This is a genomic window from Roseibium sediminis (assembly GCF_008711325.1).
In the GTDB taxonomy this organism is placed as follows: Bacteria; Pseudomonadota; Alphaproteobacteria; order Rhizobiales; family Stappiaceae; genus Roseibium; species Roseibium sediminis.
Genome location: NZ_VXDB01000019.1, coordinates 12,514 through 24,747 on the forward strand (window position 1 = coordinate 12,514; position 12,234 = coordinate 24,747).

Here is a 12,234-nt window from a genome sequence, read left to right on the forward strand (position 1 = left end):
CGTTCGCCGGTTAGTCTGGTGACAAATTCCTTGCCATCCCTGGAACCTGACTGTTCGAACTGCGCCGCCTTGTGTTGTGTGGTGTTCGCATTTGATCGCTCGGAATCCTTTGGGATCGACAAGGGAGCAGGCGAGGCCTGTCCCAACCTCATGGCCAACAATGGCTGCCGCATCTTTGATGGCCGCGCTGAACTCGGCTTCAAAGGTTGCATTTCCTACACGTGTCACGGGGCAGGGCAACGGGTGACGCAGGATGTTTTTGCAGGTCGTGACTGGCGAAATGATCCCTCGCTTGTCCATCGCATGGGAGCGGCGCTTTCCGTTCTGCGCCGTATCCACGAACAGCTGGTCCTTCTTCAAGCCGCCGGTCAGTTGCCGCTCGCTGGCGGGCATCGTGAACAGCTTGATGGCTTGATCGAGACCCTCAATCCTGCAGTCGACTGGACGGAAGACACGTTTGAGGCGTTTCCCATCGACCGGGTGTGCGGCGAAGTGGGCAGCTTTCTGAAATCGCTCAGAGGCTATGTCTGAGGTTCTCTAGCCGGCGCACCGGACGCAAAGCGCTGCGGCAGGATCGATATCCAGCCGCTTTTCCGGGATCTCCTCCTCGCACTCAAGGCAAAAGCCGTAGTCGCCCGTCTCGATGCGGCGGAGGGCATTTTCGATCCGAACCAGATCGGCTTGACGCTGGCGCTCTGTGGCCTCGGCCATGGCTTGCCCCTGCAAGGCGTCCATTCGGGACAACCGTCCGACCGATTGTTGATCGAGGATGACAGGTGCCCTCGCGTCTTCAGACATCTCCCGGAGGTCGTTCAGGTCTTCTTTCAGTTTCAACAGTTGGGTCTTGCGCTCTGCCAGTGTCATGAGCTTGTCCTCCAGGACGCCAGTATGACTGCGCGGGAACTTGCTTGGCAAATCTGGCATTCTGGTTCACGTAACGAGCACGCTGACAGGCAAGTGATTGTCATGTCAGCGGCAAACTTGAGAAACTGACCTCAGACGATTTTTGGCGAGGGCAAAGATGATTTCACGCAGTGTTGGAATGCTTGCAGCTTTGATGATCTCCACGGCGGGTGCGCTTGCCGGTGACGTCGAGATTGTCGGGGCCGAAGCGCAGCAGTCGGGAGAGACCTGGCGATTTGCGGTCACACTTCGTCACGGGGACACCGGATGGGATCACTATGCGGATCTTTGGCAGGTTCTGGCCCCGGATGGCACGGTCTTGGGCGAGCGGGTTCTGGCCCACCCGCATGTGGACGAACAGCCATTTACACGGACACAGTCGGGTATTGTCATTCCGCAAGGGTTGGACCATGTGGTCATCCGCGCGAGGGACACAGTCCACGGTTTCGCACCGGAGACCTATCGCGTTGACCTCAACCGATAGCTTCTGGTTCTTCAGCCGCGAATAAGCGTCAGGACACCGTCAGCTACGAATTGCACGGACAGGGCCGCGAGGATGACGCCGAGAAGGCGGGTGATGATCAATTGCGCGGTGTCACCCAGACGGCGTTCGATCTTGTCTGCAAGAAGGAATGATCCAAGGCAGGCCGCAACGATGGTCGCGATTACGAGGCCCAAGCCCGCATAGGTGATGGTATCGGGAGCTTCGCCTGACAGCAGGATGATCGCCGAAATGGCCGCAGGGCCTGCGATGAGCGGGATGGCGAGTGGAAAGACGGCCAGTTCCTGGATTGAGCGATGTTCCTGTTCAGCGGTCTCGGCAGCTTTTTCTGCAGTCTGAGCCTTGCGTGCCTGACGCTTGCCGAACACCATTTCGACGGCGATCAGGAAAAGCAGGATGCCGCCTGCGATCCGGAATGCAGAAACCGAGATGCCGAGCACGTTCAGGAACGTCTGCCCCGTGAGATAGAAAACGGCCAGAATGGCGCCGCCTGTCAATGTTGCGCGAACCGCCACACGTCGTCTGTTGGCCTGCGACATGCCTGCTGTCAGGGCAAGGAACATGGGGGCCAGACCAACCGGATCGATGGTAACGAACAGGGTCGCAAAGGCGTTTATGTAATAGTCGAACATGGCCATATCGCGGTCGCTTTCTCCAGCGTTTCTCTGCCGTTTTAACGGCTCCTTGGCGCTGGTCGAGCGAATTCGTCTGTGTACTTCTTTCAGTTCTGATATTTTCGATTTCAAGTAATTGAAAACGTTAAGGAAAAAAGCTTGTTTATTTCAGCTTCAAATTTGGCTGAACGGGCTGAATCGGCTATAAATGCGGGCAGCTAGAACAAAGAATGAGTCGTCTCCTTGACCGATCAGGACAACAGCACGCCGACGGGTCGCCTACCGTCGGATATCAAGCCCATTTCGATCGTCGATGAAATGAAGAGCAGCTATCTCGATTACGCGATGAGCGTGATCGTGAGCCGTGCTCTTCCCGATGTTCGTGATGGTCTCAAACCAGTGCATCGCCGCATTCTCTACTCGATGCACGAGAATGGCTATGAGTGGAACAAGCCCTATCGCAAGTCGGCCCGCGTGGTCGGTGACGTCATGGGTAAATATCACCCTCATGGCGACAGCGCGATTTACGATGCCCTTGTGCGCATGGCGCAGGATTTCTCCCTGCGACTGCCGCTGATTGACGGGCAGGGCAACTTCGGTTCCGTTGACGGTGATCGCGCGGCTGCGATGCGTTACACCGAATGTCGTCTGGAAAAGGTGGCGCACAAGCTGCTGGACGATATCGACAAGGATACGGTCGACTTTCAGGAGAACTACGATAACTCCGAAAGCGAACCGGTCGTTCTTCCCGCCAAGTTCCCGAACCTTCTGGTCAACGGGGCAGGCGGCATCGCCGTCGGTATGGCGACGAACATTCCGCCGCACAACCTGGGTGAAGTGATCGACGCAGCCATTGCGCTCATGGAAAACCCGGCGATGACGATCGCCGAACTGATGGATATCGTTCCGGGACCGGATTTCCCGACCGGCGGTATCATTCTCGGTCGCTCCGGCATCCGCTCGGCGTTTGAAACCGGCCGTGGATCCATCGTCATGCGCGGCAAGGTCGAAGTTGAAGAGATCCGCAAGGATCGCAATGCGCTGATCGTTTCCGAGATCCCGTACCAGGTGAACAAGTCCACGATGATCGAGAAGATCGCCGAGGCTGTTCGCGACAAGCGGATTGAAGGCATCTCCGATATTCGCGATGAAAGCGACCGGTCCGGCATGCGTGTCGTGATCGAACTCAAGCGCGATGCCGTTCCGGATGTCGTTCTCAATCAGCTGTTCCGCTATTCACAGCTGCAGACGTCTTTCGGGGCGAATATCGTTGCTCTGAACGGCGGCAAGCCGGAACAGATGAACATTCAGGACGTCTTGAAGGCGTTTGTGAGCTTCCGCGAGGAAGTTGTTCAAAGAAGAACGAAATTCCTTCTGAAGAAAGCTCGCGATCGCGCGCATATCTTGGTAGGCTTGGGCATTGCCGTCGCCAATATTGATGAAGTGATCCACCTGATCAGAACAGCTCCGGATCCATCGACGGCAAGAGCGCAGTTGATGGAACGGGATTGGCCGGCGCGCGACATTGAGCCGTTGATCCGCCTGATCGATGATCCAAGGCACATGGTTCAGGAGGATGGCACCTACAAGCTCTCCGAAGAGCAGGCTCGTGCGATCCTCGATTTGCGCCTGCAACGCCTGACGGCTCTTGGCCGCGACGAAATCGCGGACGAACTCAGCAAGATCGGCGCCGAGATTTCCGATTTCCTCGATATCCTGCGGTCACGCGCAAGGATCCAGGAAATCATTCGCACCGAGATGCTGGAGATCAAGGAAGAGTTCGCGACACCGCGCAAGACCGAGATTGTCGATGGCGGCGCGGACTTTGATGACGAAGACCTGATCCAGCGCGAGGACATGGTCGTGACCGTGTCCCATGGCGGCTATATCAAGCGCGTTCCGCTGGCGACCTATCGCGCGCAGCGCCGAGGCGGCAAGGGCCGTTCGGGCATGGCGACGAAGGACGAGGATTTTGTAACCCGTCTGTTTGTTGCCAATACCCACACGCCGGTGCTGTTCTTCTCGTCGCGTGGCATCTGCTACAAGATGAAGGTCTGGCGTCTGCCCCTGGGCGGACCGACCTCACGTGGCAAAGCACTCATCAACATGCTGCCGCTTGAGCAGGGTGAGCAGATTTCCTCCATCATGCCGTTGCCGGAGGATGAGGACAGCTGGGCAAACCTCGATGTTATGTTCTCCACGGTGCGCGGCACCGTGCGTCGGAACAAGCTGTCCGATTTCACGCAGATCAACCGAAACGGCAAGATCGCGATGAAGCTGGAAGACGGCGACGGCATCGTTGGGGTCGATACGTGCTCTGAACATGACGACGTCATGCTGACGACAGCAGCGGGCCAGTGCATTCGCTTCCCGGTTGACGATGTCCGTGTCTTTGCGGGCCGGAACTCGGTTGGTGTTCGTGGCATCAGGCTGGCGGACGGAGACAAGATCATCTCCATGCAGATCCTCCACCACATCGATGTCAGTGCCGAGGAACGTGCAGCCTATCTGAAATACTCCCGTGCAATGCGCGGCGAGGCGGATGATGCGTCGACCGACGAGGAAGGTGTGACCGCAGGTGAACTGAGCCAGGAGCGTTATGCAGAGATGAGTGCTGCAGAGCAGATCATCCTGACTATCTCCGAGAATGGCTACGGCAAGCGGACATCGTCGTTCGAGTACCGTGTCACCGGTCGTGGCGGCAAGGGCATCACGGCCATGGCGGTCAACGACCGAAACGGGCATCTGATCTCGTCCTTCCCGGTTGATGAGAGCGACCAGATCATGCTGGTGACCGATGGTGGTCAGCTGATCCGTTGTCCGGTGGACGGCATTCGCATTGCCGGCCGCGCCACTCAGGGTGTCATTGTCTTCAAGACTGCAGATGACGAGAATGTCGTTGCCGTTGAGCGCATCAGCGAAGTCGATGAAGACGAGGACGAAGCTGCTGACGGTGAGATCACGGGCGAAGGCGAAGCCAATGGCGGTGAGGGCGATGCTCCAGAAGCCTCGGCTCCCGATGGTGACAGCTAAGACCTCTCACTAAAGCAACGAGACAATTTGCGGCGCGGGGCACCCTGCGCCGCTTTCGTATGAGACGGGTGGTCAGGTTCGGCGGCAGATTTTTGTTGTCGGTCACCGGGTTGCCGCTGCTTCAAGGCCGGAGTATTGATTGGTCATGACAAGAATTGCGCTTTATCCCGGTTCCTTTGATCCGGTCACGAATGGCCATCTGGACATTCTGGACCAGTCGCTAGCGCTTGCTGACAAGGTCGTTGTGGCAATTGGCATTCATCCGGGCAAGGCGCCCCTGTTTTCCTTCGAGGAACGGGTGAAGTTGATCCATCAGGCAGCCCAAGGGGCCTTTGGTTCCAAGGAAGCCAACCGGATCGAGGTAATTTCCTTTTCAAATCTGGTGGTCGATATTGCGGCAGATCTTGGCGCTGCCTATCTGGTACGTGGCCTTCGTGATGGCACTGATCTCGATTACGAGATGCAGATGGCCGGAATGAACGGAACTTTGGGCCCCAGGATCAAGACTGTTTTTCTTCCCGCGTCTCCTTCGGTTCGTCATATTACGGCGACTCTGGTGCGGCAAATTGCGAAGATGGGTGGTGATATCACCGCCTTTGTTCCGCCATGCGTTGTCTCCCCCTTGCGGGAGCGGGCGTCCGCGTAGTACGCGAGGCGCGGGGCATATAGGACTACACATATCAATGGAGTGACCATGTCACGCATTTTTACTGTTTTGGCTATGCTGGCTGCGCTGCTTGTTGCGCCCATGTCTGCCAGTGCTGAAAATCTCGATCCGGAGAACACGATTTATCTGGATCTGAAAGATGGCCGGGTAACGATCAAGCTGCGTCCGGACCTTGCTCCGAACCATGTCGAGCGGATCAAGAAGCTGACTCGCCAAGGGTTCTATGACGGCATCATCTTTCATCGGGTCATCGACAATTTCATGGCCCAGACGGGCGATCCGACCGGAACGGGAATGGGCGGTTCCGACGAGCCCTACCTGAAAGCAGAATTCTCCAACGCTTCGTTCAAGCGCGGAGTGCTGGGTATGGCCCGTGCGGGCGACCCGAACAGCGCGAATTCACAGTTCTTCATCATGTTTGCAGATGGAGGCTGGTTGAACGGACAATATACGGTTTGGGGTGAAGTGGTTGACGGCATGGAGCATATCGACGCCATTACCCGCGGCGAACCGCCGGCAAATCCGGACAAGATCATCAAGATGCAGGTTGCGGCAGACGCGAGCTGATATTCCAACTGCCGCTAGGCACAAATAAGACTGGGAGACCCCATGGCTGATATCAAGGATCCAGAAAACACCTTGCTGATGGAAACCACGCAAGGTGCAGTGGTCATCGAAATGCGTCCGGACCTTGCTCCGAACCATGTTGCTCGCATCAAGGAGCTGGTTCGCGACGGGTTTTATGACGGCATCGTGTTCCACCGCGTCATTGACGGCTTCATGGCTCAAACCGGCTGTCCGCACGGCACCGGCACTGGCGGTTCCGGCAAGAAGCTGAAGGCCGAGTTCAACAAGGAAAGCCATCAGCGCGGTGTGTGTTCCATGGCCCGTGCAATGGATCCGAATTCCGGTGACAGCCAGTTCTTCATCTGCTTCGGCGACGCTTCCTTCCTCGATGGCCAGTACACGGTCTGGGGCAAGGTTCTTGAAGGCATGGAGCATGTCGACAAGATCAAGCGCGGCGAGCCGGTCTCCAATCCGGACAAGATCGTTTCCCTGAAAGTTGCGGCTGACGCAGCCTGATCGGCTTCGATTTCCTGATCCGGGCGCGGGTGCTTTGTGCATTCGCGCCCGTTTCTATTTTGGCACTTCCGCGAATTGACCCTGTCAGTGCAGAAGACTAAAAGCCTGCGAACCATCCGGCCACCTTGCCGACTTTCCTGACCCTCTCAATCGGACCCATATCAGCCAATGCGCGTTGATGAATTTGACTTTGACCTGCCCAATGAACGGATAGCGCTCAGGCCAGCGCGCCCACGCGATGCCGCCCGTATGCTAGTCGTGCAACCGGGCGCGGGAGACCTTCTGGCTGATCGTGGCGTTCGGGATCTGCCCATGTTTCTGGAGCCCGGCGACGCGCTGGTGTTCAATGACACGAAGGTTATTCCAGCGCAGTTGGAAGGCAAACGCGTGCGCGGGAACATTGAGGCCGGGATCAGTGCGACCCTTCACATGCGAACCGGCGGAGATCGCTGGAAGGCGTTTGTAAGACCCGGCAAGAAGGTCCAGCTTGGCGATACGCTGGTTTTTGAAAATGGCGATGCCCGCTTAACTGCGGTTGCGCAAGAAAAGTCGCCGCTTGGTGATGTTCTCCTCGTCTTTGATTGTTCTGGTGCGGACCTCGATGCAGCACTTGCGCTTGTCGGCCATGTTCCATTGCCGCCCTATATCGCCCAAAAGCGCGGTGAGGACGAGCAGGACAAGGCAGACTACCAAACCATGTTTGCAGAAAAGGATGGGGCGGTTGCTGCTCCCACCGCTGGCCTGCATTTCACTCCTGAACTCCTGAAAGCGCTAGATGATCGCGGGATCGAGCAGCACCGGGTGACATTGCATGTCGGGGCCGGAACCTTTTTGCCGGTGAAGGTGGACGATACGGCTGATCACCAGATGCATGCGGAATGGGGTGAGGTGAGCGAGGCAACCGCCGCCGCACTGCAGGCTGTAAAGGCTCGGGGAAACAAGGTTGTCAGCGTTGGCACCACGTCCTTGCGCATTCTGGAAAGCGCCGCGCAGGGTCCGAAGGGTCTTGAGGCATTTTCCGGCGAGACATCGATCTTCATTACGCCGGGTTACAGGTTTCGGGCGATCGACGCGTTGATGACGAATTTCCATCTGCCGCGCTCGACCTTGTTCATGCTGGTTTCGGCGCTCTCTGGGCTTGACGAAATGCGTCAGGCCTATGCTCATGCAATTGAAAAAGAATACCGGTTCTACAGCTACGGCGACGCGTCCTTGCTTTTCCCGAAAACTGTGTAGCCGCTGAAGGAAATTCCATGTCCACCGAAACACCGAAGTTCGCATTCAAGCTGAAGACCACGGACGGGATGGCTCGCCGCGGCGAAATCACCACGCCGCACGGAACCGTTCAGACACCGGCCTTCATGCCAGTTGGGACGCAGGCAACCGTCAAGGCCATGTATCCTGAACAGGTGCGCGAACTTGGTGCTGAAGTGGTGCTCGGCAACACCTATCACCTGATGTTGCGCCCAGGCGCGGAACGTGTTGCCCGCCTCGGCGGTTTGCACAAGTTCATGAATTGGCCGCATACGATCCTGACCGATAGCGGTGGGTTTCAGGTCATGTCCCTTGCGCAGCTTCGCAAGCTGGACGAGGACGGCGTCCGTTTTCAAAGCCATATCGATGGCCAGAAATATCACCTGACACCGGAACGCTCCGTCGAAATCCAGGGGCTTTTGGGCTCGGACATTCAGATGCAGCTGGACGAGTGCATCAAATTGCCGTCACCGCCGGAAGAAGTTCGCAGGGCCATGGAGCTTTCCTTGCGGTGGGCGGAGCGCTCGCGGGTGCAGTTCGAAAAAATGGACGGGCCGTCAAAGGGGCAGGGGCTTTATGGCATTGTTCAGGGCGGCGACGTTCCCGAACTGCGGGTTCAGTCAGCAGAACGCCTGCGCGAGATGCCGTTTGAAGGTTTTTCCGTTGGCGGACTGGCGGTCGGGGAACCGCAGGAGGTTATGCTGCGGATGCTGGAAGTCACCACACCGGTGATGCCAACCGACAAGCCGCGGTATCTGATGGGCGTCGGGACACCAGATGATCTGCTGGAAAGCGTCGCGCGCGGGATCGACCAGTTTGACTGCGTGATGCCGACGCGGGCCGGGCGGCACGGACTGGCCTATACCCGCTTTGGCAAGGTGAACCTGAAGAATGCCCGTCATGCGGAGGATCATCGTCCGCTTGACGAGGAGAGCGATTGCCCGGCAACGAGCACATATTCCCGCGCGTATTTGCACCATCTGGTGCGGGCCGGCGAAGGTCTGGCTGGCATGCTGCTCACCTGGAACAATCTGGCCTATTACCAGTTCCTGATGAAAGGCATGCGAGATGCCATCGAAGCCGGAACCTTTGAGGACTTCCGGCTCAAGACCAAGGCGGACTGGGCAAAGGGGGATATCGACGCGCTCTGATCGTCAGGCGCTGAACCCCTCGTCCTTCTTCAGGTAGCACCCGGAGATGCGCCAGCTGTCATCCGGCTGGCGTTCGAAGCTGTAGACGGCAAGCCAGCTGGCCCCATCCTGATCCGTCACATAGACTTCCTGCATCGGTCCATGCGGGGTTTCCCGTGAAAGCCCGAATGTCACGCTGTTTGGTTTGTAGACCGGCTTGTAGCCGTTCTTCACCATGTGAATGAAGATTTCCGGCGTCTGAAAACGCTTTTGCAGTGTGGGGGTGGCAAGGGAAAACGCCTTTGCTGCGTCACCAGACTGGAAAGCCTTTATCTGACTGCTGATAAGGGACCGGAAAGCCTGCCCATCCAGCGCGTCGGCCTGAGCTGCCTGAGGCCATAAAGTAGCTGGAGCGGAAACGCCCGTTGCCAGCAATAGCCCGAAACCCAACGCGGAAAAGAACCTTGAGATCTGCATCCATGCACTCCATCGGTCGTGGCTGTCAGATCAGTATACGTTGAAATATTCAAAAAGGATTGATGCGAAAAATCGCAATGATCTTGTTTTACACTTTTAGAGCCGCCACAAGATGATGCTGTCGGGCTTGGTCTCGCGCGGAAGAAGGGCCGGTATGTCGGCGACCAAACCCTTGCCGTCCTTCAAAAATGACAGGGGGATGGACCATGGGTCGCTTCCGGCCAAAAGCTGATCATGGGGGACTGCGAGAACCACCGCGTCAGCGTCGAATAAGTCTTCTTTTACAGACATTTGCACGCCATATTCGGCGAGCACTTCGCTTGATTGCGCAAAGGGGTCGTAAGCCTTCACGTCAGCACCAAAGTCCTGCAACTCCTTGATGAGGTCGAAGACTTTGGAGTTGCGAATGTCGGGTACATTTGCCTTGTAGGTCACGCCCAATATCGCGACTTTCGGCGGCATTCTGCCTCCGAGTTTCACGCAGGCTTGAATGATTTTTCCTGCGATAAAGGCGGGCATGGCTTCATTCGTGCCGCGACCGGCCAGAATCACCTGCGGCGTAAGGCCGATTTCATGCGCCTTGTGTGTCAGGTAATAGGGATCAACGCCGATACAGTGTCCGCCAACCAGACCGGGCTGAAAGGGAAGGAAGTTCCATTTGGTAGAGGCGCCTGCCAAGACATCGCGAGTGTCGATCCCCATTGCATGGAACAAAATGGACAATTCGTTCATGAGGGCAATGTTCAGATCCCTCTGCGTGTTCTCTATCACCTTTGAAGCTTCGGCGGCCTTTATCGACGGGGCAATGTGAATACCGGCCGTTACCACGCTCCCATAAAGGTCGGCGAGCAAGCGGGTGGTTTCCGGTGAGCTGCCGGATACGATTTTCGTGATCGTGGCAAACTCGTTGACCTTGTCGCCGGGGTTGATGCGTTCCGGCGAATACCCAACCTCGAAGTCTTGCCCGAGTTTGAAACCGGATTTTTCTTCCAAAATAGGCACGGCAACGTCTTCTGTTGCGCCGGGAAACACGGTGCTTTCAAAGACGACGACTGCGCCACGCTTCATGTGGGCGCCCACAGTTTCTGCCGCTTTTGAAAAGGGGGTTAGATCGGGGCGCTTTGCCTTGTCGACGGGGGTTGGAACCGCGACGATCAACACATCAGCCTCAGATAGGCTGCGTGGATCGTCAGACAGAATGAGATTTTCCGAAGCAAGGTCAGCAGAAGTGACGGATCCCGTCTCGTCGTGGCCTGCTTTCAGACTGTTCAATCGTGCCGCGTTGATATCAAAGCCAGTTACCCGATACCCTGCCTTTGCAAATGCGCAGGCGACAGGAAGCCCGACATACCCAAGTCCAATAATTGCAAGAGAGAGCTTCGACGGGGAGGTGGGCATGAACTGTCCTGAAATGCAAAAAGGTTGGCCGTTCGGCCAACCTCATCCTTGTTTGGTTTGCCAAGCGCCTGTGCGCCCCGTTCTACTCCGCAGCGAGGGGATGTTTCAACATGTCATTGAGAAGCGGGATCAATTCGCTGGCCAGTTTGCTGTCGTCAAGCGCATAGGCGATGTTGGCGCTGAGGAAACCCGCCTTTGAACCGCAGTCGTAGCTTTTGCCCTCATATTTCAGGGAAGCGAACGGCTGGGTTTCCAGAAGTTTCAGCATGCTGTCGGTCAGCTGGATCTCGCCACCGGCACCTTGTCCCTGTTCGGACAGAAGATCGAAGATCTCCGGCTGGAGAATATAGCGACCGGTGATCTGCAGATTGGACGGTGCTGTTCCGCGAGCGGGCTTTTCGACCATGTTGGCAATCTGGCTGGCCCGATCATCGATCTTGTCACCCAGCGCAACGATCCCGTAATTCTGTGTCTGGTCATCGGGAACCTCTTCCACGGCGATGATGTTGCCGCCGATCCGGTCATAGAGGTCGACCATCTGCTTCAGACAGCTCGTGTGGGATTTGATGATCACGTCAGGGAGCAGAATCGCAAATGGTTCACGGCCAATGATGTCGCGGGCGCACCAGATTGCATGGCCCAGACCAAGCGGATCCTGCTGACGGGTGAAGCTGGTCGCTCCCGGCGTGGGACGGATCTTTTCCAGGAGCTCTAGCGCTTCCTTCTTGGACCGGGACTGGAGCGTATCTTCCAGCTCATAGGCACGATCGAAATGATCCTCGATCACCTGCTTGTTGCGGCCCGTAACAAAGACGATGTGTTCGATCCCGGCAGCTCGCGCCTCGTCCACTACATACTGTACGATTGGGCGGTCGACGATTGTCAGCATTTCCTTCGGAACAGCCTTGGTAGCCGGCAGGAAGCGGGTTCCAAGACCTGCGACGGGCAAAATGGCTTTTCTGATCGGCTTGTTCATTGGAAGTTCTGCCTCAATTGTCTGGCGTTACGGTCCTGCATATCCATGACAGGTGTGCTTGCCAAGACTAATCAAGTAGAATTGTAAATATTACGTAGATATTTGATAAAGTTCTTTTGCATGCACCGCAATATGGAGTGCGCCCGTGTCAGCGGGACGGACAGGTTGCGACCCATGCATTTGATGCGCGACTGAAA

The 12,234-nt window shown here is 56.8% G+C and carries 13 protein-coding genes; 8 read left to right on the forward strand and 5 right to left on the reverse strand.

Going from position 1 to position 12,234, the window contains the following annotated elements; translation table 11 throughout:
* Nucleotides 1–18: 18 nt before the first annotated feature.
* Entirely contained in the window at nucleotides 19–531 is a 513-nt protein-coding gene (locus F0155_RS17380; protein WP_208999339.1) for a hypothetical protein, read from the forward strand.
* A gap of 6 nt (nucleotides 532–537) precedes the next feature.
* Here F0155_RS17380 and F0155_RS17385 read toward each other — a convergent pair whose 3' ends face one another.
* Nucleotides 538–864, reverse strand: coding sequence for a TraR/DksA family transcriptional regulator (locus F0155_RS17385; RefSeq protein WP_150525820.1), 327 nt, complete (start codon nucleotides 862–864; stop codon nucleotides 538–540).
* Nucleotides 865–1,021: 157 nt separating this feature from the next.
* Between F0155_RS17385 and F0155_RS17390 the strand changes: the two genes are divergently transcribed.
* Nucleotides 1,022–1,387, forward strand: coding sequence for a hypothetical protein (locus F0155_RS17390; RefSeq protein ID WP_192913835.1), 366 nt, complete (start codon nucleotides 1,022–1,024; stop codon nucleotides 1,385–1,387).
* 11 nt (nucleotides 1,388–1,398) lie between these two features.
* Here F0155_RS17390 and F0155_RS17395 read toward each other — a convergent pair whose 3' ends face one another.
* Entirely contained in the window at nucleotides 1,399–2,037 is a 639-nt protein-coding gene (locus F0155_RS17395; RefSeq protein WP_150525821.1) for a MarC family protein, read from the reverse strand.
* Between the two features lie 300 nt (nucleotides 2,038–2,337).
* Between F0155_RS17395 and gyrA the strand changes: the two genes are divergently transcribed.
* The 6 genes from gyrA (at nucleotide 2,338) to tgt (ending at nucleotide 9,207) form a co-directional block, all read left to right on the forward strand.
* Nucleotides 2,338–5,052, forward strand: a complete 2,715-nt coding sequence (gene gyrA / locus F0155_RS17400) for a DNA gyrase subunit A (protein WP_244303540.1) — start codon at nucleotides 2,338–2,340, stop codon at nucleotides 5,050–5,052.
* Nucleotides 5,053–5,197: 145 nt separating this feature from the next.
* On the forward strand, nucleotides 5,198–5,698 hold the full coding sequence (gene coaD / locus F0155_RS17405; RefSeq protein WP_150525823.1) for a pantetheine-phosphate adenylyltransferase: 501 nt from the start codon (nucleotides 5,198–5,200) through the stop codon (nucleotides 5,696–5,698).
* A gap of 48 nt (nucleotides 5,699–5,746) precedes the next feature.
* Entirely contained in the window at nucleotides 5,747–6,286 is a 540-nt protein-coding gene (locus F0155_RS17410) for a peptidylprolyl isomerase (protein WP_150525824.1), read from the forward strand.
* 42 nt (nucleotides 6,287–6,328) lie between these two features.
* On the forward strand, nucleotides 6,329–6,802 hold the full coding sequence (locus tag F0155_RS17415; protein WP_150525825.1) for a peptidylprolyl isomerase: 474 nt from the start codon (nucleotides 6,329–6,331) through the stop codon (nucleotides 6,800–6,802).
* Between the two features lie 168 nt (nucleotides 6,803–6,970).
* Complete coding sequence (gene queA / locus F0155_RS17420) at nucleotides 6,971–8,038, forward strand: tRNA preQ1(34) S-adenosylmethionine ribosyltransferase-isomerase QueA (protein ID WP_150525826.1); 1,068 nt, start codon at nucleotides 6,971–6,973, stop codon at nucleotides 8,036–8,038.
* A gap of 17 nt (nucleotides 8,039–8,055) precedes the next feature.
* Nucleotides 8,056–9,207 carry a tRNA guanosine(34) transglycosylase Tgt gene (gene tgt, locus F0155_RS17425; RefSeq protein ID WP_150525827.1) on the forward strand — a complete coding sequence of 384 codons (1,152 nt, stop codon included), beginning with the start codon at nucleotides 8,056–8,058 and terminating at the stop codon, nucleotides 9,205–9,207.
* Between the two features lie 3 nt (nucleotides 9,208–9,210).
* Here the strand turns inward: tgt and F0155_RS17430 are convergent, their stop codons facing one another.
* The 3 genes from F0155_RS17430 to galU form a co-directional block, all read right to left on the reverse strand.
* Nucleotides 9,211–9,663, reverse strand: a complete 453-nt coding sequence (locus tag F0155_RS17430) for a DUF4864 domain-containing protein (protein WP_150525828.1) — start codon at nucleotides 9,661–9,663, stop codon at nucleotides 9,211–9,213.
* Between the two features lie 96 nt (nucleotides 9,664–9,759).
* A complete protein-coding gene (locus tag F0155_RS17435) occupies nucleotides 9,760–11,061 on the reverse strand; it encodes a nucleotide sugar dehydrogenase (protein WP_150525829.1) in 1,302 nt (433 codons plus the stop codon).
* Nucleotides 11,062–11,143: 82 nt separating this feature from the next.
* Nucleotides 11,144–12,037: a UTP--glucose-1-phosphate uridylyltransferase GalU gene (gene galU / locus F0155_RS17440; RefSeq protein ID WP_150525830.1), complete on the reverse strand. Its 894-nt coding sequence runs from the start codon at nucleotides 12,035–12,037 to the stop codon at nucleotides 11,144–11,146.
* Between the last annotated feature and the right edge of the window lie 197 nt (nucleotides 12,038–12,234).